At 55.5% G+C, this 23,777-nt stretch carries 13 protein-coding genes and 2 tRNA genes; 4 read left to right on the top strand and 11 right to left on the bottom strand.

The genetic code is table 11. The features are described from left to right. The first annotated feature begins 78 nt into the window (after positions 1-78). The 3 genes from SH528x_RS04060 (at position 79) to SH528x_RS04050 (ending at position 7,257) form a co-directional block, all read left to right on the top strand. Positions 79-4,398 carry a di-heme-cytochrome C peroxidase gene (locus SH528x_RS04060; protein WP_442509253.1) on the top strand — a complete coding sequence of 1,440 codons (4,320 nt, stop codon included), beginning with the start codon at positions 79-81 and terminating at the stop codon, positions 4,396-4,398. 54 nt (positions 4,399-4,452) lie between these two features. Next, positions 4,453-5,649, top strand: coding sequence for a S8 family peptidase (locus tag SH528x_RS04055; protein WP_442509252.1), 1,197 nt, complete (start codon positions 4,453-4,455; stop codon positions 5,647-5,649). A gap of 156 nt (positions 5,650-5,805) precedes the next feature. Then, positions 5,806-7,257 carry an alpha-amylase family glycosyl hydrolase gene (locus tag SH528x_RS04050; RefSeq protein WP_442509251.1) on the top strand — a complete coding sequence of 484 codons (1,452 nt, stop codon included), beginning with the start codon at positions 5,806-5,808 and terminating at the stop codon, positions 7,255-7,257. On the opposite strand, the gene SH528x_RS04045 is transcribed toward SH528x_RS04050, so the two are convergent. The 8 genes from SH528x_RS04045 to infC all read right to left on the bottom strand — a co-directional run bounded on the left by SH528x_RS04045 (position 7,254) and on the right by infC (position 17,054). Continuing rightward, entirely contained in the window at positions 7,254-8,108 is an 855-nt protein-coding gene (locus SH528x_RS04045; RefSeq protein ID WP_442512076.1) for a deiodinase-like protein, read from the bottom strand. The two genes, SH528x_RS04050 and SH528x_RS04045, sit on opposite strands and share 4 nt — an antisense overlap. A gap of 32 nt (positions 8,109-8,140) precedes the next feature. After that, complete coding sequence (locus SH528x_RS04040) at positions 8,141-10,507, bottom strand: tetratricopeptide repeat protein (protein ID WP_442509250.1); 2,367 nt, start codon at positions 10,505-10,507, stop codon at positions 8,141-8,143. A 389-nt stretch (positions 10,508-10,896) separates the two neighbouring features. Beyond that, positions 10,897-10,980: transfer RNA gene (locus tag SH528x_RS04035), tRNA-Leu, on the bottom strand. Between the two features lie 475 nt (positions 10,981-11,455). After that, positions 11,456-11,932, bottom strand: a complete 477-nt coding sequence (locus SH528x_RS04030; protein ID WP_442509249.1) for an EVE domain-containing protein — start codon at positions 11,930-11,932, stop codon at positions 11,456-11,458. A 524-nt stretch (positions 11,933-12,456) separates the two neighbouring features. Beyond that, the gene (locus SH528x_RS04025) at positions 12,457-14,076 is read right to left on the bottom strand and encodes a hypothetical protein (protein WP_442509248.1); all 1,620 of its coding nucleotides are present in this window, start codon (positions 14,074-14,076) and stop codon (positions 12,457-12,459) included. An 8-nt stretch (positions 14,077-14,084) separates the two neighbouring features. After that, complete coding sequence (locus tag SH528x_RS04020; RefSeq protein WP_442509247.1) at positions 14,085-14,843, bottom strand: glycosyltransferase family 2 protein; 759 nt, start codon at positions 14,841-14,843, stop codon at positions 14,085-14,087. A gap of 436 nt (positions 14,844-15,279) precedes the next feature. Further along, positions 15,280-16,092: a Nif3-like dinuclear metal center hexameric protein gene (locus tag SH528x_RS04015; protein ID WP_442509246.1), complete on the bottom strand. Its 813-nt coding sequence runs from the start codon at positions 16,090-16,092 to the stop codon at positions 15,280-15,282. Between the two features lie 431 nt (positions 16,093-16,523). Further along, positions 16,524-17,054, bottom strand: a complete 531-nt coding sequence (gene infC / locus SH528x_RS04010; protein ID WP_442509245.1) for a translation initiation factor IF-3 — start codon at positions 17,052-17,054, stop codon at positions 16,524-16,526. 626 nt (positions 17,055-17,680) lie between these two features. Here infC and SH528x_RS04005 point away from each other — a divergent pair. After that, positions 17,681-17,754 (top strand) — tRNA-Val (locus SH528x_RS04005). Positions 17,755-18,070: 316 nt separating this feature from the next. On the opposite strand, the gene SH528x_RS04000 is transcribed toward SH528x_RS04005, so the two are convergent. From SH528x_RS04000 to SH528x_RS03990, 3 genes are all read right to left on the bottom strand, one after another. Continuing rightward, positions 18,071-19,348 carry a hypothetical protein gene (locus SH528x_RS04000; protein WP_442509244.1) on the bottom strand — a complete coding sequence of 426 codons (1,278 nt, stop codon included), beginning with the start codon at positions 19,346-19,348 and terminating at the stop codon, positions 18,071-18,073. Beyond that, a complete protein-coding gene (locus SH528x_RS03995) occupies positions 19,345-20,700 on the bottom strand; it encodes a DUF1552 domain-containing protein (RefSeq protein ID WP_442509243.1) in 1,356 nt (451 codons plus the stop codon). The genes SH528x_RS04000 and SH528x_RS03995 overlap by 4 nt, the downstream gene beginning before the upstream one ends. Positions 20,701-20,777: 77 nt before the next feature. Continuing rightward, positions 20,778-23,279 (bottom strand): DUF1592 domain-containing protein, encoded by a 2,502-nt coding sequence (locus tag SH528x_RS03990; protein ID WP_442509242.1) that lies wholly within the window; start codon positions 23,277-23,279, stop codon positions 20,778-20,780. Positions 23,280-23,777 lie beyond the last annotated feature (498 nt).

Raw genomic sequence — 23,777 nt, 5'->3', positions numbered from 1 at the left:
TTGCCGGACGCGAGTGCATTTTGCTGCACTTCAAAAACAAGATTCAAGCTGACTCCATGTCATTTAAAGGAGTTACCAGTGTTCCTTCTTTGCCGTAATCGTCGACAACTCTCGTGTCCGACTCTCACTAGCATCTTGTGGTTGCTACTAGTCGCATCCCCTTCGATTGCGCAAAACCAGCAATCTTCGCCGGAAGGGTTGTGGCGAACCGTGCCTGCAGTCGATGTTGCGGGATTGCAAATGGCCCGGGCCGTCGACGGCGAGGAGGGTTACTTCCCAAACACCTATCGGTTGTTCGAGCTTACCCCGAATATTCTCACCCGCTTGACCGACAAAGCACCGCCCGAGATCGAAATCCGTGCCAATGCGGAACGTGCGGCGGATAACCAGATAACCCTGCCGATGCCCAATGGGACATTTCGACGATTCACGCTGATCGAATCACCCGTGATGTCAGAAGAACTGGCTCGTAAATTTCCCAATATTCAAAGCTATCGCGGACACAGTATTGATGACGCGATGCTGAGTATGCGAATGGATGTTTCGCCCGCCGGTTTGCATGCTCAAATCCTTGGTCCAGGTGGCACCACCATCATCAACCCCACCAACGTTGAGAATCGCTATGTGACCTTCAGCAAACGGTTTAACGGTGCACGATCGCAACCGTTCCAGTGCTCCGTCGATGGGCGTACGCCCGAAGGCATGGCACGCGGAGCCACGTCGATGGCGTTACCTTCCGGGGATCTACTTCGCAGCTACCGATTAGCCGTCGCCTGCACCGGAGAATACGCTCAGAAATTTGGCGGAAGCGTTGAGAATGCGATGGCAGCAATCAACACCACGGTCAATCGGGTGACCGGTATCTATGAGCGTGAAGCTGCAATTCGCCTAGTGTTGGTCGACAATAACGATCAGCTCATTCACACCGATTCACAAAACGATCCCTTCAATAATGACGACGCGAATGCGTTGATCACCCAATCCCAAAGAGTGATCGATCGCATCATCGGAGATGCCAACTATGACGTCGGCCACACCTTCAGCACCGGTGCCGGTGGGCTAGCTGGGCTGGGAGTGGTCGGCGTCCGCGGACAAAAAGCTCGCGGCGTTACCGGTCGCGACAACCCCGTCGGCGATCCTTTTGACGTTGACTATGTGGCTCATGAATTGGGACATCAATTCGGAGGCGACCATACCTTCAACGGCAAGGCTGGGTTTTGCAGTGGTGGCAATCGAAACGCCGCCACCGCGGTCGAACCGGGCAGCGGATCGACAATCCAGGCTTACGCTGGCATATGTCAGTCCGATGATTTACAACGCAATAGCGATCCTTTTTTTCACGCGATCAGCCTCAGCCAAATCATTGCCCACACCACGCTCGGTGCTGGTAATGTCGTGACTCCACAGCCAACCGGCAACACGATCCCGTTTGTCGATGCGGGGTCGTCTCACACAATCCCAAAGCAAACGCCGTTTAAATTGACGGCCAATGGCGGTGATCTTGACGGCGATCGACTTCTGTATTGTTGGGAGCAAATGGATATTGGCCCCGCTGCGGCACTCGGCACTCCTGATGATGGATCGATCCCATTGTTTCGCTCGTTTAACCCAACGACCCGGCCATGGCGAGTGTTCCCTCGCTGGTCGGATGTCCTTAACCAGAGCAGCTCGCTCGGCGAACAACTCCCCTCACATTCGCGAACGATGAACTTTCGTGTCACCGTACGTGACAACCGCAGTGGCGGTGGTGGCATCAACAGCGACGACATTGCGATTCGTGTTCATGATCAAGCGGGACCGTTTCGTGTGACCTCACCGACCCAAAGCTCTCTCGATTCCAATTTAGTCGACGTTCGCTGGGATGTTGCCAACACCGATCAAGCACCGATTCACTGCGACACCGTCCACATTCGCCTTTCCACTGATGGCGGGCAAACGTTTCCCGAATTACTATCGAACGCCACACCCAACGATGGTCACGAATTGGTCGCAATCCCGTCAATCGCAGTTAACAATCTTCGCTTGATGGTCGAGAGTTCCGACAATGTGTTCTTCGCCGTCTCGCCGACTAACTTCAGCATCCAAACCTCAAAACAACAGATCTACCTGACACGCCATGCCGAAAAACGCTCCGGCGACGATCCTGACGTGACATCGCAAGGCGAAACCCGAGCCCGAAGGCTGGCCGATCTGATGTCGCGTATCGGGATCACTCGCGTCTACTCGACGAATTTTCGCCGCACTCAACAAACCGCTGCCCCGACGGCAACGGCTGCCGGCATTGACGTCAATATCTATGACGCAGCCAAACCCTTAGCCACGGAGATCAAAGGTTTGCTCAGTGGCGAACGGGTATTGGTCGTAGGACACAGCAACACGCTAGTACCGATCGCAACGGCACTGGGCGTCAACCAAACCATTTCGATCGACGAGAATACCTACGACAACTTACTTTTCGTCGGTTTAGGCGATGGACAGCTTCGATTTGCTCACTACAAGTACGACGTTCCTGAGCAGTCCGACGAATCCACCCCAACCGAGAATGTCGCGTCCCGCAGATCCGCAGCACCTCTGGCCCGGGGGATGCAATCTCCCGAAATGCAGTCCCGCTCGGAACTCACTGCAAAATCAATAAACTCGGTCAGCTCCCGGGCGGAATCCTTTGACCAAGGATTACAGACGCCCATGTCTCGCAGTGGTTCGTCGGCCCCCCAGGATCGCTTCGCTCTTTCCGATTTACCGGTGGTCTATCTGAATCAAAACTGGACTCCCAATGAATCCTTGGAGTTCTATCGACTGCGTCAGGGCTCTCCACTGGTCAGAAAGGACTTCTTTGACGCACTGGAGCAACCTGAAACATCCGAGCTTTTCCGTGAATCAGAATACCTTTCCCGGTTCGGTTTTCTGCCGCAACGACCTCATCAACGCAATCCCGAAGGATATCCGATTGGGTTTACGGGCGACGAATCTCTCGAATTTACTTGTGCAGCTTGTCATACGTCGCGGCTGACGGTTGCGGGAAAAGAATATTGGATCGATGGCAGCCAAGCGATGACTGATGTGGGAAGCTGGCTAGGTGAATTAGTTCGTGCGATCAAGTTAACAGTTGCCGACGCTCCGGACTTACAATTATTTCAACCCGCGACCACCATCACGCTTGATCAGAACACCAAATTTGGTCGCTTTGCCAGCCGGTTACTTGACCGTCCCAATTCGACAGCCGCTCAATTGCGGATCATCACGGAATTACTCCAGCGTGACCTCGACCGACGCGAGCAATACAACGACTACAACAATTTCGGAAAGCGGTTTACCAACGACGACGAACGCAACGCGGCAACGAAACATCCGCAATACGGTTTCGGTCGGCTCGATGCATTAGGTGCAATTCTAAATCAAGCTTGCGCGGAAACACTCGAGCGAGATGGCAATGCCGCTGCAGCCAACGCGCCAGTAAACTATCCTGCCGTTTGGGATGCACCGCAGCACACGCATGTTCAATGGAACGGTGCAGTCGACAATACGTCTCGGTTTGGTCCATTGGGACGAAATGCCGGACAAGTAATCGGTGTGTTTGGGATAGTACACCCTGACGGTGCGCTGGCGGGATACGATTCATCAATTAATTTTGACGCACTCAATCGCGCCGAGGAACTACTGACCAAGCTTTGGTCACCGCTATGGCCAAACGAATTTGGCATCGATCAAGCGTTAGTCGCTGCGGGAAAACCGATTTATCGGAGGAACTGTATCACCTGTCACGCACTGATGGATCGTCGCGATCCAAATCGCCGCGTCAATGACGTGTTGGTCCCCATCGAAACTGCGTTTGGACCTTGGCCTGCCTTGGGGACCGATGCGTTAACGGCCAAAAATTGGAACGACCGCACCGCCGAAGTCGGACTGCTTGCCGGACGCAATCAGACACTGCCTTTTCAAGGACGCTTTCCCCGTAGCGACACCGCGAGGGTCCCCGCCCGAGAAGTTCTCACACATTTAGTGTTCAAGTCGATCGCTCGATCGTTTGTGCCGTGGCGGGACGAGTTAACGATTGATGACGCGCGCCAGCGGTCGATCATGTTTGAAGTAGCCGCAACGCAAGAGACGTTGATGCGATACAAGTCGCGGCCACTCAACGGAGTCTGGAGCACGGCCCCATACCTGCACAACGGCTCTGTCCCCGACATGGTCGAACTATTAAAGGAACCGACACAGCGCAAATCAAAATTCCGCGTTGGCACGACCACCTACGACCCCAGCACGCTGGGTTACAAAGACGAAGGTCCTTTCGAATTCGACGCGAGCCTACCGGGCAATAGCAACACCGGCCACGCCTACGGAACCACGCTATCCGAGCAAGACAAAACCGCCCTCATCGAGTTCATCAAATCGCTCTGACACGACCATTCACCATCAAGTCGCTTACCCTCTTGTTTCATTAGGCATCGAATCATGAATTCTCACTCAACCGAACGCATTGTGCTTCGTCGCAAAGCATCCTTCCGCCGTGTTCGGAACGCAGGTCCTCTTGGCGCAAGCCCGTTCGAAATGGAAAGCCTGCCTTCACTTGCAGAGCCCGTCCTTGAACAAGCTTCGATGACGCCATCGGAAGTAGCGGATCTGCAACGTGATCCCGAAGTGATCGCGGTTGCGGACCCGATGCCTCTGAAACTGATCGAACCGTTTGGGGCTCCCGAACCTACGCCCACCGCAGTGGGTAACACCTGGGGCATCGAGGCCGTCGGTGCACACACCAGCCCGTTCACTGGAGAAGGAGTGGTCGTCGCGGTGTTGGATACTGGGATCAACCCGAATCACGTTGCTTTCCAAGGCGTCGAATTAGAACGTCGCAATTTCACGCAGGGTATCGATGACGACGATCACGGCCACGGCACCCATTGTGCAGGAACCATTTTTGGCAGGGACGTCAATGGTTTACGGATTGGAGTAGCACGTGGTGTCACCAATGCGGTCATCGGAAAAGTTCTGGGCCCCGGCGGAGGATCGTCGGCATCGCTAGCAACGGCAATCAACTGGGCCTATGAAAAGGGAGCGAATGTCATCTCAATGTCATTGGGAATCGACTTCCCGGGCTATGTTGCAAGCATGATCAGTCAAGGGCTTCCGGCGGAGGCCGCGACATCGATTGCGTTAGAGCAGTATCGTGCGAACGTCAATCTTTTCTCCAGCTTGACATTCCTACTCGCTCGTTCAGGCTCGTTCGCTCAGGCTGCGATTATTGTCGCGGCCTCGGGAAATGAAAGCCACCGTCCGAGCTACGAGATCGCCGTAGCACCGCCTGCTGCAGGCGACGGCATGGTCTCTGTGGGAGCTTTGCAACGCTCTGCTGCAGGCAACTTGAACATCGCATCGTTCTCCAACACCCAGTGCAACTTGTGTGGCCCAGGCGTCAGCGTGACCTCATCTTGGATCGGCAGCAACGACGCACTGCGGACGATCAGCGGAACCAGCATGGCCACTCCCCACGTCGCCGGATGTGCCGCGTTGTGGGCGCAACAGCAAAAGCAGAACCTCGGTTTCTTAACCAGCGAGAACCTCGCCGCGCGAACCTTAGCATCAGCGACATTCGTGCCAGGCGCCTCGTTCGAAGACATCGGCAACGGCATGGTCCAAGCCCCCCAACACTAAACCACATGTCGAGAAAGCAACGCAGTGCAATCCCCACGCGTCTAGCGTTCGCCTCCTGCCGATTCGAGACAAGTTGACCTACGCTAGCGTGCTGACCGACGTGTTAATCCAGTCGTGAACACTCACTTTTCAACTTTTAAATCAGTAAAGTTCAATATGAATACTTTTGATTTGACAGGGCGTTTGCTCACCGCGATTGCAATTGCGATCTCATGGTTGAATTGCAGCGATGGGTTTGCTCAGGGAGAGTACAACGACGACCGCGTCATGATGCAGGGATTCATGTGGGAATCGCATCAAGATGGGATGCAGACGGGTGCAGGTGGTCATCCTTATGAAGTTCATTGGACTGGCAAGTGGTACGATCATGTCAAAGAAAATGTCAATGACCTTGCCGAGGCAAAGTTCGATATGATTTGGCTCCCGCCTCCATCACAGGGCGAAGGTGCGGGATATCATCCCCAGCAACTCAATGATTTCAGCAATAACTACGGCAGCCAGCAGCAACACCAACAGATGCTAAATCAGTTGCTTGACCATGGAATCGAACCGGTTGCCGATCTCGTTATCAACCATCGAAACGGAACTGGGGGATGGTCAACGTTTAAGAATCCACAATGGCCTTCTGAATTCATCTGCTCGACCGATGAATTTTGGTTCCAAGATCCAAGTACGCTGAACGAAGAAGATCGTGCGACTTTAAATTCGGGTGCGAAAGGAGCCCCAGACTTTACTTTTTCAAACTACCCTAACTGGCACGGGGCCCGCGATCTGGATCACACCAATAGCCAACTTCGCAGCGAGATCAAAGCGTATCTCAAACGACTCCGTGAATTGGAATACCGCGGCTGGCGATACGACATGGTCAAAGGCTTCGCACCAGGCTACATCGCAGAGTATAACTACGATTCCCAACCGACCTTTGCCGTGGGCGAATACTGGGATGCCAATGCCTACGCAGTCTCTCAGTGGATAGACGGTACAAAGATGTACGGCCTGGATGATCCTGCGAAGAAAGCCTGTTCCGCATTCGATTTTTCGACTCAGGAGAGACTCAAGGAATTCATCAATGCGGGAAAGTATGACCATTTACCCGCAATCCATTTCAAGGACGGTGCGTACGACGGTTTAATCGCCGTCAACAAAGACAAGGCGGTGACGTTTCTGGAAAACCACGACACCGGCTTTCCACAAAAACAATTCGACTCGTTTGCGAACGATGAAAAACTACTACAAGCTTACGCTTATCTCCTAACCCATCCTGGCGTGCCTTGCGTTTATTGGAAACACTACTTTGAGTGGAACCGAGGCGATGAGATCAAAGCCTTGATCAAGGCCAGGAAATACGCGGGAATTCACAGCGGCAGCTACATCAAATCCGAAGTTCACGGAGGCGATTATGTCGCAATCGTGGGCGACCAGTCCCAAGAAAGTAGTACGCTGATCGTCAAAATTGGTCCTGGATTTGGTTTCAATGTTGATGCAAACGTATGGGGCCTTGAAACGTCAGGAAATGGTTACGCGGTTTGGATCCGAAAATCCAAGAAAGAAGAGACGAGGCAAGCGGTCGATGCCGAGCAAACACCTTTCCCCATTCCAGGTGACTAAGGCAACGTTTTTAGCCAGGTGGCGACTTGGGTGGGGTTGAAGCCTTGGGGGCCGGGGGCGCCGGGATCGATGACTCGGCCGTCGCGGTCGATCACGACGAGGCGGATTGGCCAGCCGGCATAGGCTGCGTTTACGTGATTGTCCACTCCGTCCATTACCATCGGGAACGATAACGACAACGTTCGCTCGCATGTCGCGGCATGCTCTCGCCGCAACGCTAAATTGTCGGTCTGAACAAACGTTTGTAACACTTCGTCGCCCGTGGCCGTCTTGACCTGGATCTTGGAATCGGGGTGCGCTTCGCGAATGTAAACCATCAGAAAGTGCGCACGGTCTTTGTGCTCCTCGTACAACTGCTCTACCTGCTGAACCCGCTGGCGAAACGGCGAGCAACTGATACTGCCAAACACCAACACCACCGGTTTATCGCGATACAAATCCGATAACGTTACTTTGCCTTTGCCGCCGACACGCGGCAAGCTGAAATCGGGAGCACGATCGCCTGTCTTCAAAGCTTCCGGTTGCCGCTCTGCTCTGGCCGCTGGTGCGACATACTCACCCGTTCGCGACGCCGCCCTCCCGCGGACGCGTGATTTAGAAAAATTCGACTCAAACTCTGCCACGCTAATCTTGCCGTCGGAATCCTGATCCCATTCGCTGAACATCGTCTTCAACTTCGCCGGTGCTTCGCCCTTGTCGATCACTCCATTTCGATCACGATCCATCCGCCGGAACATGGATTGAACTTGATCCGAAGACCGTGGGGATAATGAACGCGGTGACTGAGCTTCTCCGCTCTGCGCCCCAAGCACGAACAACAGCGTCAACACAGCAAAATGTCGTAGTCGCATCATCAATCTCCCAAGAGTAGGTTGTGTACGGTTTAGAGTTCCCAACTCAAGCGAAACTCACGTCCAAGTGAGTCCTTTCCTGTCATCGTTTGATCACGCGGTTGATCCAAGAAACGAGGAACAATACTCATCACCGATTCGACCATTCGCAACTCTTCGTTGCTCAAACCACTTGCACGCTCACCATGTTCCATTTTCATAACACACGGATAAGCTTCCTCGCCAGCAACCGCCCAATGGTTTTGCTCCAAGTGCCAAAGGTCAATAGGAACCATCTCGAACGCTTCACCGAATTGAACCGAGATCGCGACAATTTTTTCTATTGGATAGCGATCTTCTATAAACCCTTTGGCATGATCCACGTTTTGCATCAGCGAAAACCCGAGCACTTGCCCTAATTGCCCCATCACGGAGATCCCCCAGTTTGGCTCGAGTTCGCCTTCGTATTGCAATCGAATCAAATTATTGCCGCCGACCATCTGCCAGGGCGCTGCTTTGTAGAACCGAGCAGCGGCATCATAATATCGCTCCATCAGCTTTTTCGTCACGCCTTTGGTATTCGCAAGCGGTGCTTCACCATCACCCATGTTCTGAACAAAATCCGAAATGAATTCGTCAAAGCTCGCTGCGATCTGTTGGTCGCCGGCCACAATCTCGAGTGTATCACCACCGCCATCGAGTGAATCGATCGGCATTCGGGGATCAAGAATAATCCTTTCGGGGCGGCGTGGCGGGCCGACCATGGGATTCGCCATCGCCTGGGCAATCACGCTCCATTGATGCTTGGAGGACGGAAAATCGTCCGTACTATCGGTCCCGAGAACGCATCCGTTACTTGAATTGATCACCAATTGCAAATAGAGACGATACGGAGTGGACCGATCGACGATCCACATCGGCGGCTGAAAAACGCCTACCAACCAATGTTCATCGGTTTGCGGCAAGTCCGAAACATCGATCTCATCCGTTTCATCACTCGTGTCGCCAGTGAGATGCATAAGACGTCTCGCCAGAGTGTCTAGGCTCTCAGCGAGCATTATTTTCACATCTGCCTCTACTGCTCGATGTTCGCAGTTTACTCCGTAAGTTCCCACCGCCTTGACGAGTGCCTTCACGTCGGCCTTCGTCGGGACATTGAGCACAGCCGGCTTCCTTGGGCGACCGACCATCGGCTCACAAATCGAATCGAGCAAAAAATTGCGAAGCTCTTTTGTCTTGGGTCGCGAAGCAAACCTTGCAGAAGCGATTGGCGTCAAATCCTCGAGCAACACACCGAGGTAAGAACCATCCTGCAATCGATGTAAGTGATACTGCCATGTCATTTTGCCTCGTGGCAGAGACAACGCTTTGTCTAAATCACCCGCTCCTCGCTGAACGCCGAAACCATCACTCGGAGAGGAGCTTGGTTGCGATAGATTTACACCGAGTGTCTCGCGAATCCAGCGTGCTGTACCTTCGACGGTGCGGATGCCTGGCAATAAGTACCCAGCGATCATGACCGCTTCCTCATCACTACCCGCTTGAAAATGTTGCCGAGGACCTAAAGGCGGCAGCGGCTCAAGCCCCACCAAAAAACGTGCTACTTTTGGTTTTGCTTTGTGCACCGCCCTTAGCAACGCGTCGGCTTTCGGCGATTGCCCTTCGGATTGAAATAGATAGATCGGCTCGGCAAACAGGAACGGACCTAATTGGTCGTGCGGAAAGCGATCCAGAAGAGTCTCCAGTTCGTCGTACCAACGTAGCCGAAAACACAAATCGAGCAGCGAAAATCGTAAGCCAACATTATCGGAAGGATCTTCATCCAAACCTGGAAACATGACGTCGGCAGCGTCCACCAAGCGAGAATCACCAACCAATCGGCCTCCCATTTGGGATCGCATAAAGGGCATCTCGGTTCGCACCAACTTTCGCGGTTTCGAATTTGCCGCCTTGCTTGCCCGGCGATACCAATGGACCCGATCTTCAATCGACTCGGCCAAGTCTCCCAGTGTGACCAACGCCTCGACCGAATTGGGATCGATTTCAATGGCTTGCTTTGCAGCAATCGCATAGCCCGGATCATTGCCATCTTCGGATTCAAACGCAAACAACGCACGAGCGGCCTCGGGCGTTGAAAGCGGGTACGTCTCTTCCGGCGAACTTTTCCCGCCATGCTCATTAGCGGTAATCGCTTCGATCATTTTCATGGCTTCTTCCATGGGCGACATGTCGCCTTCCAACGCTGCCTTCTGTGCGAGCATCACCATCTCCACCAATTCAGGCGGGGCGCCCGATTGGAGCAATTCATCACCGTCAAGCAGCGGAACACCATGGGAAATTCCTTCAGCACGACGAGCAGGTTGCTGCTGGTGTCGCATCTTCGATTTACTTTTCTTCGCTTTATTTTTTCGACGGGACATGATCGATCGTTTCGTGGTGGATGAATCAAATTGGATGAATCAAAGCTGCTTGTTCTTTTTTGTGGGCGGAAGAACGTACCCGGCATTAGTTAATTCTAGGACCGAGACTTGTCACCGAATATATCACGCCTCCAATACCCGACGCCAAATGCGAACCCGACACCATCGAGCTTTGCCGCTAGCGGGTGTGCTTTCTAGCGGTGTAGAAACAAGCTGACCGCTTCAAAGCCACCGTTTCGCAAGCGAATAGGGTTGCGAGCGAATCGTCGCGACGAGGCCAAAGCGAGCACCAAAAGAGGAGGTGGCGTGATCAGAAAGGGGTGCGAGCCTTACTCAACAAAAAAAGGACATCGAGTTTAAAACTCGATGTCCTTTGTCTGCTTTTTTAGTACCGAAGGAGGGACTCGAACCCTCACTCCCTTGCGAGAACTGGATTTTGAATCCAGCGCGTCTGCCAATTCCGCCACTTCGGCTTATCACTACTAATGTGCTAAATATCGCACCTTTCGCCAAGTCCCCTTAACAAAAACCATGTTTTAAACGCAAAACATCGCTCTCCACTGAACTCGGGATTCGCAAAAGTATCGGATCCAAGCCGCTGACGTGCAAGTCCCCTAAAACCACCAAAATCATCCCACCGGGTCGGCCCCGTTTCACCTCGTCCAATGCGGAGAACCTCGCTCTTCAGCGAATCACCGCACCGCCACCTGCTAAGCAGGCAGGTAGGAACGATTGGGGCAATCGTGGTTGTAGCTACGCTCGCCAGAGCGTGGATCGCTGGCGCCCAATCCGATTCACCACCTTCTGGCGAAGGTAGCTACGAGAAAATAATTCTCGGAGTTGCCTAGAACGGCAAACATACCGAAAGACTCCTACCTAACTGCTAGACAAATGCTGCGGAGACGAGTTCGCCCGAAACCGACCAGATTTGATGCGCCGGCTTGTTTGTTACGCCGGCTTGCTCGCCAGTTTCTCGATCGTCTCGAACTCTTTCTTCTTCACGGGTTGGACACTCAACCGGCTGCCCTTTTGCAGCAGCACCATCCCCTTCAGCCCCGCTCGCTCTCGCAATTCCGCCAGCGTCACGGGCCGCTCAAATTTTTTCTCCAACTTGATGTCGACCAAGTACCAGCGGGGATTTTCGGGATCTGATTTTTCGTCGAAATAATTACTCTTGCGATCGAACTGGAACGGGTCGGGATAACCACTCTTACTGACCACCGCCGTCCCCACCACTGCAGGCACCTTGCAGGCGGAGTGATAGAACAATACGCGGTCGCCGACCTGGATATCGTCTCGCAACATATTTCGTGCTTGATAGTTGCGAACCCCTTCCCAACACGTCGTTTGGTCGGGCTGACCCGCCAAGTCTTCGATCGAAAAAGTGGTCGGTTCGGACTTCATCAACCAGTAATTAATCGTCATCGCGTGAAACAAATCCTTTGCAATCGCCGAATCGTGTCGACGCTGAAATTTTGTGATGGCTGTGAACTTGTGAGGCCTGGGTGCTCTGTCCGCCCGAAACCTTTTTTTGCAATTTTGGTGTAACGCAAAGCCGATAACAACCATAGCGCCGGGAAAAGCGCTGCTACACAAGCATTCGATTGGCGACTGAAGATCAGTTGCCGACCAAGTGCGGGCCAGGGAACGGGCCATGTCATGTCCGTTCACCTTCTATGAAAAGGCTCGCAACCGATGAATGTCGATACCCTACATGCCGCTTTAGGCATCACCTTTACCGCCGTTTGGCTTGTCGTTGGACAAATCCTGGTCGGTAGTCGCTGAGAGCAGCGAGGCAGGAATCAGCGGAGAAATCCCTTTAGCTGCCAGCGCGATCACCCTGATTGAACGAAGGAACCGTGGCTAGCGGCCTGTAGATTTAAGTACCCGGCCGCTCACGCGTCACGGCTCACTAAGACAAAAGGCTAAAAACGCCAAAACGACTCACCCTAAGACGAATGAGTCCCCTTCACGACCGCTCCCTCGCCCGCCTCACTGCGACGAATCAGCTGTTCAAACGTCCCGACCAAATCCTGCATCGGAAAGATGCAAAAAGGATGCTCGCGACTTTTCAGCACTGCTAGCGAGGCCCGCTCACGCATCACCGTGGCCAACTCGGCCTCTAACTGCGAACGCTGCTCGTTAAGTGACGCCGACAACTGTTCGTTGATCGAGTCGAGCTGGTTGTGCCAGGCCGGTTTCTCGTTCGGTGGAGGCACCTGACGCAACAACTCCTGCTTTCTTGCAACTAACGACGCATCCAACTCACTCGAATCGGCCACTTTCTCTGGCTGGAAACGTGTGTCGCGAATCGCTCGCTTTATCCTGGTGATCTCGGAATCGGTTTCGCTTGGCGATGGCCCAGGCAGCTGAACCGTCGCCGACACCACCATGAACTCCGGTGGCGTGATCCCAAAGAAACGCTCGGCAATCCGGTCACCCAGCTGGTCGTACTTTCCGCCGCCAATCCCGTGCAGAAACAGATCGCTGAGCACTAGCCGTGCATACATGGTCGTCAACAGCGCCCGGGGACGGATCTTGAATTGCGGACCAATCGAACTGGCCAGCGTTTCCGCCATGTCATGTGCCCCCAACGCAATCCGGCACTCCTGTCCGTTGCGGTCGCTAATGATCATTGACTTTTTGGTGACCTTGACCCAACCGGCTCGTCGCTGAGGCAACGCGTCACTGTAGATCCAAATCGGAGCCTCCAACCAGCCGTCATCGCTATCCAAATTCGGAACGGGATGCGAGTTGCTACGGATGCCGTGTGCCTTGCGATAGAAATCTGCCTCAGTGTTATACGCGTCTTGGAAACGCGAAAGATCACTCAGGATCAACAGCAGGAACTCGGCGAACATCCGGCTTCGACAGAGCACCCCAAGTGGCAACTCGAGAGTGTTTAACCCAATCTCACCTTCGAGTGCATGACGTGCTTGGGCGAGCGCACAGCCGGCGATCCCACATCGTTCGACCGCGTTGCGAGCATGCACCCACAAGCGATTGATCAACGGATCAGCAACAATCGGCATCACCGTTTTTCGCACATCATCGTCAAAATGATCGAACCGCTCGCGGTCACTAATCACCGTCTGCTCGTACGGAACTCCGCCACCAAAGCGATCATAGCGAACCGTGCTGTAGACGTAGTACCCCGTGTCACGATCGATCGTCGGCACCCGAATCGAACTACCCGAGGCGGCGTCATTATCAATAACCAGATTGATCGCGAGTGCTTGTTGCTGCTCGGCCAGATGACTGAGCGTAAAGTTCTTGAACCATACGCCTGGGTGAAACAGCGACGGTTGGTGTCCCGCCATCAAGATCGGACGCTCACGACGACTCGCCATCACGTCCACATCGCGGTACGTCGACGTGTAACGGATCGCGTCGCTGATCATCTGCTGACGCGCGTCGCGGCGGAGCTTCTGCCACCACGGGTCGTGCTGAGAGAGCAACTCGAGATTGCCGCGCAGCTGAACACCGACGTCTCCGATATTCGGATCCGTAAACGATTCGCCATGCGATTTGGGAGCACGATAGTGCCGAAATTCCTGAAACGTTTTCAATCCGTCACCTAGCCAGCACTATGTCCGCAAACCGATTTCGATTTACCAATCGTTTTCCCTTCGGCCTGGACCACACGAATCGCGTCGTCGAGCACTTGGTTGTAATAGTTCAGACGCGTTTCGGCATGATCCAGCGATCCGCCAAACGAGCGACTCAAATCCAAGTAGATCAAGGGAACCGGAATCTCGATCACTTGCAACCCCGCAGCAGCCGCCTCGACCCACAACTGCAACGGCATTGCGTAACCGTTGTCCGTGATCCGCAGCTGGCGAATCGCCGAAGTCCGATACGCCTTGAATCCACAAAACGCGTCGGTCAAGTTGAAGCCAAGACGCTGATTCAGTTCGCCCGTGATCCGGCGATTGATAAACATTCGCTCGGGCGGAGGTGCGTCGTCCCCTTCGTACTGCTTCAAATACCGACTGCCCGAAACGATGTCCGCAGCCGCCGCCGCTTCGATGAAGCGTGGGATCCGCTGCGGCTGATGCTGGCCGTCGCAATCGAGCGTGACCACACCATCAAAGCCGTGATCGATCGTGTAGGCAAACGCACTGCGAAGCGCCGCTCCGTAACCTTGGTTCTCGGCGTGACGGACCACTTTTACGTCCACTCGCGCACTCAGCACCTCGGCCGTTCCGTCACTCGAACCGTCATCGACCACCAACACATCCGAGGCGTAGTGGCCGACCTGATCCAGGATTTCGTTGACCGTGGCGACTTCATTGTAGACGGGAATGGCGACTAACCATCGTTCGCGTTTTGTCATAATTGTACGTTTCTTTCTTTGAATTCTCTTTGAAATGAGCGATCACGACGCTGCTCCGCCATACTCCATTTTGCGGGCAATCCCGCCGAAGGTGGGGAAACGTCTGCTTTCGGCGTGCTAACTCGCTCATCGCCAAGTCGAGCAATTCCTGTTCCCGATCCTGGGCATTCTAGGCGTATTTAGATGGCGGTCAATGTTTCCAGTATTGCTAACTGGATAGAAATTATTGCAAAGGAGTCAATGCAGGGCGGAAGATCCGGTTTAGCGGCGCGAGTCCAGGGCCATGTACTCTGGTAACGGTGCGACGTGAGCCCAACGCCAGCTACCTTAGTAGCGGCACGACGCGAGCCGTCCGGCTACAACGAGTAAAACGTTCGAATTAGACCGGGCAGCTAGCAAAAACGCTGGAAAAACAAATGGCGACTTCGGGACGGACTCAGCCGGCCACGATTTGGACCGGGTCCGATTCGAGGCGACTCGGCCAAATTGTCAGCTCCTCAAGATTCGCTGCCAGTTGTTCGGCCAACCATTCCATCGCAAACCGTTCACTCCAGTAGTGCCCCAACAGCACCAAGCCGACTTGCAGCGACTCGGCTTCCAAGCAGGTGTGAAAGGTGGCCTCGCCTGTGACCAGGGCGTCACAACCTTTGCGTTTTGCGGCCGCCAAGAAACTGCCACCACTGCCGCAGGCAAACGCAATTCGCTGAACGGGTTGCCCAGCGTGCCCAACGCGGCGGACATGCTCGGCTCCTACCGCAGAGGCGGCTGAAAGAGCCAATTCGTCAAGTCCGATCGCTTGCTCGAGATTCCCAAACCGACCGCTGCCCAGTTCGGCGATATTTTCAGCGGCCGCATCGAAAGGAATTAACGGTTGAGCCTCCACAACTCCCAATCGATCTGCCCACAACTGGTTGATGCCGCTGGCGGCGGAATCAAACGCGGTGTGGGCGCTGTAAACGGCAACCCGTGCTTCGATCAGACGCAGCAACATCAAACCGGCTACCGAGTCGCTGGTCAAGCGGGACAGCGGTTTGAAGGGAAGCGGATGATGTGCGATCAACAGATCAACGTCTTCATCAATGGCTTCCTGGACTACCGCGGGGGTAATCGTCAAACAAGTCATCACGCGAGAAACGCCAAGTTTGCGATCGCCGATCAGCAATCCAACGTTGTCCCAAGACTCGGCAAGTCGCAGCGGCGCGATTTCCGCAAGTCGCTGGCAGATTTGATCCACAGAGATTTTTGGCACGCTGACTCTCACTCTTCCTGACCTTGAAGCCGCATCACGCTAGAGAGCATCCGGCTTAGAATACGTCGTTATCCTGGGGCCGCCGAGCAATCACCCTCGTCATCTGATGCGTGAGTTTTGAAGTTGCGAGTTTTTCATAACCCGACGCGTAAGCGAGGGAACATCGATCTTGATGCGGTCCCTCGCTTACGCGTCGGGTTATGATTTTCCTAAGCTGCAACGCATCAGGCGTCGTAATGGACACGTTACCCATCACCCGTTTGGTACCCGGTGCCTGACACCCCACGGCTCACTTCTTTGGTAGCGTTGGCGGCGCGAGCCGTCGGCGGCAGCAAGCAACGCGTGCGAATTAGACCGGGCGACTTACGCCGCACCGTTACAAAAACATTTGCTTGATGCCAAGACAAACGGCACTGGCCTTACGACCGAGCTTACTTAGGCGCGATCATACAGATCATGCGCCGACCGTGTTGCTGCGGAGTCGTTTCGACTTTGCCAATTTCGCTCAACATTTCCACGACCATCGCCATGACCTTACGGCCTTCTTCGATATGAGCCATTTCACGACCGCGGAACAGAACACTGATTTGGACTTTGTCCTTGTGTTCCAGAAACTTTTCCGCTTGGCGAATTTTCGTGCGGATGTCTTCATCGCCCGTTTTCGGACGGAGACGAATCTCTTTAGTCTTCGTCCGTGCGTGACTGTTGTGAAGTTTTTTGTTCTTGTCGTATTTGTATTTGCCGTAATCCATGATTCGGCAAACCGGGGGTCGCTCGTTCGGAGCGACTTCGACAAGATCCAGGCCCGCATCGCGAGCGCGCTCAAGGGCCTGTTCAGTTGGGATAATCCCTAACTGTTCCCCCTCTTCGCTGACAACTCGAATCGGGCTGATTCGAATCTGATTATTAATACGAATGGTATCGCGAGGATCCTGCTGAGTGCTTTTTCGTGCCAACGCCACTAATAAATTCTGCTCCGGCCGGAGGGCATTCCGGCTCAACTTGGAAGGAATACCGCGATCAGGCCAGAAATAACCGGCCGCGTTCGCAGTAGGGAAGGTGTTCCAGGAAACAAAACCATTTTGCTTCCGATGGACACCCACGCAACTAACTGTAGGTCATTGTTTAACTAAGCCGACTGTAGCGGGGGACTCTTTGGGTAGTGAGTCTCCGCTGCCGGTCCAACATGCCCTGTGGCAATATAGACAGACGTCAAGCCCAAATCTCACCTCAAAAGTATCCATATCATCGGTGGTGAGCGTCAACAGTGAAACGTGTGAAATCCCTATTTTGCCAAGGAACAGTCCCCCCAGAGCGGGTTTCATAGCCCACGAAGCGAGCCTGAGAGGCCAATTGGAAGTGATTTTGGGTGCAAAACGACAAATTGCGGAGAGGCCGGATCAGCGTTGTGAGAGTGAGAAAAAAAGAAGTGTGAAGATCTACTTGACGAATCGGCATGATCGGAACAGACTACCGCAACGATTTTAGCAGGGCGTTTTCAGAGGCGAGTTTGTTAAAGAAACGAGCCACGGGAAACCGAAACAGAATCTCATGGCAGCGGACCGATCGCTGTCGAATTCAAAAAATCGGGCAATTAGCTCAGTTGGTTAGAGCGCCACGTTGACATCGTGGAGGTCACAGATTCGAGTTCTGTATTGCCCACTCATTCAAAGGCCGCAAAACACTATTGTTTTGCGGCCTTCTTTCGTGTTCGCGTCGGACGTCGGCTCCGTCCATGACAAGGCCTTGCCCTGTCGGGAGGTGTCCGTCGCGAGAATTTCCGCCGGGCTTGTCGCTCCGACCGGGGCTTGTCCCGGCGGAAGTGGGTTGGATAATCGTTCCATCAGCTCAGCCGTTCTGCAGCACGACCTACTTTCTTTCTAAGCATGGGTTTGCACCTGAATGACTTCAGCGAACCGATTGTTGGATCAATCGCTCGGTGAAACCGTTAAGTTGCAATGCCACAACCACCTGACGGTCAATATTTAGGAAAGATGGCGGGGGTCGGAAAACGTTCTTCGGTGCTGGAGGATCCGATGTTGAGGTATTCCTCGCGAGGCACGTTGACCTGCGGCCAGCTCGCCGGACTCACGCGCACAACTCGGCCTGGTCGGATGCCCTCGATGATCAGGTCGGTTTCAAATTGGATTTGGATGCCGCTGCTGCCCACCGGTGGCTCTCCATCCATGCGGACCACGTCCAGGATCGGCCCCTTGCAGGCCATATGTGCGGGCCCGTAGGCGCCGTGGGTATGTTTTAAAGTGTTTTCGACCGCATTCATCAGAGCGTGTTCGTCTGCCTTAAAATCGGCGTACAGGGATTCGTCCATGCCGCCGAACAGCGTCGCGGTCACCTTGGCGCTGCCGAACTTGCCGTATTCCACCGCATCGACCCAAGCGGGCATCCAGCGGCTGCGGATGAAGGCGTTGTGCGTCTCGGTCTGGTTTCGAGCGGCACGCTGGATCGCGGTTTCGTCCAGCCAGATGTCGGAGATATGAAACCGAGTGAACACGCCGCCGGGCGTCGGTTTCCAGCTGATCCCCAGTAACACCGGCTGGTCGTCAAGACTTCTCTTTCCGCTGGCAGGCCAACTGCCCTCCGCGACCAGTTCCGCGACTTCCAGACGTTCGCGTCCGCGCCAGATGCGGGTGGCGGCGTCGAAGGTCATCGTTTCCGCAGCGGCCTCCGCTTCACCGCCTTCGTGCGGTTCGCAGCGGACCACGATCATTCCTTGATTGTTCTGAATCTCGATTTCCTGCAGCTTCCAGACTTTGCCTTCCCGCTGGCAGTGGCTGGGTTCGTCTTCCAGCAAAAGGACATGGTTTTCAGCGGGAAAGATGCCTGCGCCGCGATTGTGGTTCGCGTCTTTCACCTTGTTGTCAACCGGCAATACCGGCACGGAGGAAAGTTTGGGGTCAGGCGGCAGAAAGGCTCGGACGTGCAACACGGTGCCGAGCGGGATGTCGCGCAGATCCGCGGGTGCCCCGTGGTAGCGGACCATGCCGTAGGGCAACATGGCGAAGGGGTGCGGATCGTTGCGGTAAAACATCCCCGATCCTTCGACGCGAATGCTGCCGCGACGGTTGGCATGATCGACGAACACCAACTCACCCCGGTAGGAGTGCGCCTTTTCGATCGGAGGAAACTTCCCGGGCTGGGGGCGGAACGGTCCTTCCTCGGCCGCCGCAAACGGCGCAAGCAGGAACGCGCCAAGGCACATCATGGCGATCGATCGGAAGAATCGGAGCTGATTCATATTTCGATCACCTTGTTGCTGTCGCCAAACTGGTCGGTCTCGACTCCCATGCGTTGGGCCATCAGCAGCAGCAGATTGCTCATGTGGGCGTCCGGGTTCGCGGGACGGCTGCAAAGACTGTAGTGTTTGCCGGGCTGGTCCAGTTCGTAGCCATCAAAGTGCCCTTGATTGAAGTCCAGGTGGCTGCCGTGTCGGAGGCCCAGATCCGAGCCACCGGCCAGCACCAAAGGCAAATTGGCATTGCCGTGGCTGTGGCCGTACGACATGCCGCTGCCAAACAGCGACATCGTCGTTCCCAGCAGCGGCTGGCCGTTCAAGTCCTTCGTTTCCTCAAGCCGCGAGAGGAAGTAGCCGTACTGCTCGATGGCGAAGGTGTCGTAATTGGTCAGCTTCTCCATATAGCCTTCATCGCCGCCGTGATGACTGAGCTGGTGCCGGGATTCGGTGATGCCGATTTCCGGAATGGCGATCGCTTGGCCTTCGCCCCCTAGGCTAAACGTGGCGACACGGGTGACGTCGGTCTGAAAGGCCAGCACCATCAGGTCATAGACGGTACGAAAATAGTCGCCCGCTTGGGTTTGAGGGATGTCGCGGTTGGTGCGTTTGCGATCGCTTTCGGAAATCTCAGGCAGCGGCGTGTCGAGCCAGGCGTCGGCCCGCCGCGTGCGGATTTCCGCCTCGCGTACCGAAGTCAGGTATTGGTTCAGGCGGCCTCGGTCGGCAGTGCCCATTTTCTGTTCCAGCCGGCGGACTTCGGCCAAGTTGTCATCCAGCACACTGGCTTTGCGGCGCAGGGCTCTACGCTGCGCCGCCGTGCCGCCTTTGGGTTCCTCGAACAGCGACGCAAAGATCTCGCTGCAACGACGCATGGCGGGCAGTTGCACGCCGTCGGCCGTCCAGGCCAGCGAGCCTTGGGTGATGGCGATTTCCATCGACGGATAGCGGGTATGTTCCGCCGTGACGGCCGCCATCTGTTGGTCCACCGAAATCGTATTGCGGTCGGTAGGGCCAAGCTTTCCGCCGGTCAACCAAACCGAAATGCAGTTGTGGTGGTGGCTGATGGCGCCCGGATGATGCAGCCCGCTGATCGGCGTGATCACTTCGCGGTGTTTTTCCAAAGGCTTGAGCGATCGAGAGAACTCGTAATCGCGGCCCGGGGTGGTGAGCTGATAGTTCAGTGAATGGACGCCGTTGGCCAGGTAGATAAAGGCGCTGCGGCGGGGCATCGCTGCGGGCTCGGCCGCGTTCAGCGGAGTCATGCACTCCAGCATGGGCAACGAGATGCAGGTCCCCAGGGCCCGCAGTGCGTGTCGGCGATCGAGCAGCCAGGATTGGGAGAGGAATTTACCCATGATTCAGCCTTTTATAACGAAGGAGGGGCGTGTGCGGTTGGGCGGGCAGCGGCGGCGTTTCCCGGGTCGCCGCTGGGTTAACGGGTTCTAATCAATTCCGACAAAGCCACCGCTCGCACGATGTCTCGGACACCGTACCGGCTGGCTTTCGCTTCGTCGACAATCGCTTCAACGGCGTCCTGATCATCCACGGTCAGCACGCGGCGCAGAGTGTAGGTACACAAGTGCTCGATAAAGGCCCGCGTGATTCGCTCGCGGTCCTCCAACAGCAACAGCTTGAACTGGGCGGCATCGCGGAACGGTCGGCCATCGGGCAGCACGCCGGAAGCGTCCACCAGCGGATTTTCGCCGACGCCCGTGGGCACGTACTCGCGGGTCCGCCACTGACCGATCGCGTCGAACTGGTCAAAGGCCAAGCCAAAGGGATCGATGTTGCGGTGGCAGGCGGCGCAACTGGCATTGCTGGCGTGAGCCTCGATTCGTTGCCGGATCGTGATTTTGTTGCCCTTGGGTGGAATGGGCTCGATCGGGTCCACGTTGGCCGGAGGCGGCGGCGGAGTATTGTTGAAGATGGCTTCACTGAGCCAGACACCACGATGCACCGGACGATGCCGTGTGCCGTCGGAGGTCAAACCGAGCACCGCGCCCATCGTTAGCAAACCGCCGCGGTGATCGCCGGGTTTCAGCGAGACGCGCTGGAAGCCGTCCCGTTCTGGCTCGGGCACGCCGTAGAAGTCGCACAGCCGAGCGTTGGCCATTGTCCAGTCCGAATCGACAAAACTGTCGATGGGCAGATTGTTCACCAGCATCTCACGGAAATACTCCATCGGCTCGGCCCGCATGCTGGCTTCGAGCCAGTCGTCGTATTTGGGATACAGTTTTTTGTCCGGCGGGAACATCCCCACGCGATGCAGCTGCAGCCACTGCCGCGAGAAGTCATCGATAAAGCGGTTGATACGTCCGTCCGACAGCATCCGGTCCACCTCTGCGATCAGCACCTCACCGCTCAGCTTTCCGCTTTCGGCGGCGGTGAACAGGTCTTGGTCGGGCATCGAGCTCCAGAGAAAATACGACAGCCGCGAGGCGAGTTCCCAGTCGTTCAGCCGGGGCCGTGGCAGCGGATCGCCTTCGACAAGATAGATGAAGTTTCGCGAGGTCAGCACACCTTGCAGGGCGATCCGATAGGCGTCGATCATCGATTCGCCGGCCTGACGTTCACTCCTGTAAGACTGCATGTAGTTGTCCAGTTCCTCCGGCTGCACCGCTCGCCGCCAGGCCCGCTCAGCAAACCGCTGCAGGTATTCCGCGACTGACGCGGGCGCCGCATCGTCCGGAGGTATCACGCGCTCACGCCGCGATTTTTCCGCTTCGGTGACCAGCGGCCCTTCCCATTCGACCCAATCGAGCAGCACGGTGGAAAAGATCCCGTTGCCTTGGTCGTCAAACATCTGCGGGGCGTTGGGGTTCAGCAACCGGGTCTCGCTGCTGTGCGTGAACAGGTACCCGTCTCGACTGACCAAGGCGTTGCGAAACGCGGCACCGCCCCTGCGATCGATCACGTCCGTGGCGACCACACAAAAATGCAACTGGGTGGGCATCTCCAAAAACACTTCGAACTCATAAACCTGCGGGCTGTCTTCCGGCGCGGTGATGTCGAATTCGATCAAGCCGTCCACGGTCTCTTCACTGGTTTGATTGCCGACACTCAGATGAGCCGGTTGACCGCCGGGGGGACGAATTCCGCTGGCCTGCAGACGCAGTTTGTACAACCCGCTGTGTTCCGGTCCGGTGTGTCCGAGCCAGTTTGCGGACAGTGCGGGCTGAACACGACCGGGGAACAGCAGGTAACGCAGCGGCCGCTTGATGCCAAACAGGTCCAGCGACTCTTGCTGTTGCTTGCCGCCACCGTACCGCAATTCGGCCGCCGTCTTACGGACCTTGCGAGGCTCGCTGGCGGCCTGCAGGAAGGCGCGGTCGAGCACGATCGCTGCGGCCCCGTAGTAACGGTCCACATGGGACGGCGAAAGCGACAGCTGCGAGCCGATACGTTCATACCCTTGCCACAGCGTATCCTCGTTCAACTCTCCCGGTTTCGCCGGATCGTATCGCACGCCCAATAGGTCGTAGACGGTGTTCTGGTACTCGCGACGGCTAAGTCGGTAATGGGCCATCGCGGGACGAGCTGCCATGCGAGTCGCCCGGCCTTGTTTCAGTCGCGAGTCGAGATGCAAGACAAACGCCGAGAGCTCGTCCTCAGTCGGCTGCGGTTCGTCCTGCGGAGGCATTTCGCCGCTGTTGACTTTGTCGATCGCCTCGGCCCAGTGGTGCGTATCAAGGCCCGACTTGAAGTCGCGTGACAAACGATCGAAGCGAATGTCTCCTTCTTCTTGTTCAGGACCGTGGCAGCGAATGCAGTGCTTTTGCAGAAAACTTTCGATCGGTTCCGCAGCCGATACCGGCATCGCCGCAGTAAAAAATGTGCAAGCAAGAAAACAGACTTTGGTAACAAATCCTGTCCACAGGCCGCGGCCAGCCTGAGGCATTGCATGACATCGTGGTCGCGAAGAACTATTGGACATCGATCCTCTCAATTGCGTTCAATCCGCATCAAGTTCCCCGAACTTGCAGGTATATAGAGCCTCGCATTTTAGCACGTGGAATGGTGGTGTGTTCCAATATCACGCAAAAGACCGTGGAACAGTCGACTCTCGACAATTTCCCCCTGTCTATCACGAGTGATGCGGCACCCCGAACTCCGGTCCTTTTCTTGCCCCTATCATTCGCATGCGACGTCCTCCATCATCCCCAAGCTTGACCGCGAAAGATGTGGGAGAGGAGGGGCTGGGGAGAGGGAGAAAGTACCCGCCGGCGTCTTCGCCTAGGATGCAAACGATCCAGGCGACACCCTGCGATTTAGGTGCTGTTCGGAAATAACTTCGTCATTCGAATTTTATTACAAATCACGCGGGTCAAGTGTTTTCTCTGTAGTGGACGAGGCTACGAGTCCCGCCGTGCCACTAAGTCGCTGGGACTCGTAGCCTCGTCCACTACCTCAAAGCTGGCCGACCTACGCCCAT

Source organism: Novipirellula methanifontis, assembly GCF_052161655.1.
Classification (GTDB): Bacteria; Planctomycetota; Planctomycetia; order Pirellulales; family Pirellulaceae; genus Novipirellula.
This window is presented reverse-complemented; position numbering and strand designations above follow the sequence as displayed.

Coding starts and splice junctions, on each gene's coding strand:
- SH528x_RS04055 (WP_442509252.1), top strand. CDS start 4,453: ATGAATTCTCACTCAACCGAACGCATTGTGCTTCGTCGCAAAGCATCC.
- SH528x_RS04050 (WP_442509251.1), top strand. CDS start 5,806: ATGAATACTTTTGATTTGACAGGGCGTTTGCTCACCGCGATTGCAATT.
- SH528x_RS04045 (WP_442512076.1), bottom strand. CDS start 8,108: ATGCGACTACGACATTTTGCTGTGTTGACGCTGTTGTTCGTGCTTGGG.
- SH528x_RS04040 (WP_442509250.1), bottom strand. CDS start 10,507: ATGTCCCGTCGAAAAAATAAAGCGAAGAAAAGTAAATCGAAGATGCGA.
- SH528x_RS04030 (WP_442509249.1), bottom strand. CDS start 11,932: ATGACGATTAATTACTGGTTGATGAAGTCCGAACCGACCACTTTTTCG.
- SH528x_RS04020 (WP_442509247.1), bottom strand. CDS start 14,843: ATGACAAAACGCGAACGATGGTTAGTCGCCATTCCCGTCTACAATGAA.
- SH528x_RS04000 (WP_442509244.1), bottom strand. CDS start 19,348: ATGAATCAGCTCCGATTCTTCCGATCGATCGCCATGATGTGCCTTGGC.
- SH528x_RS03995 (WP_442509243.1), bottom strand. CDS start 20,700: ATGGGTAAATTCCTCTCCCAATCCTGGCTGCTCGATCGCCGACACGCA.
- SH528x_RS03990 (WP_442509242.1), bottom strand. CDS start 23,279: ATGTCCAATAGTTCTTCGCGACCACGATGTCATGCAATGCCTCAGGCT.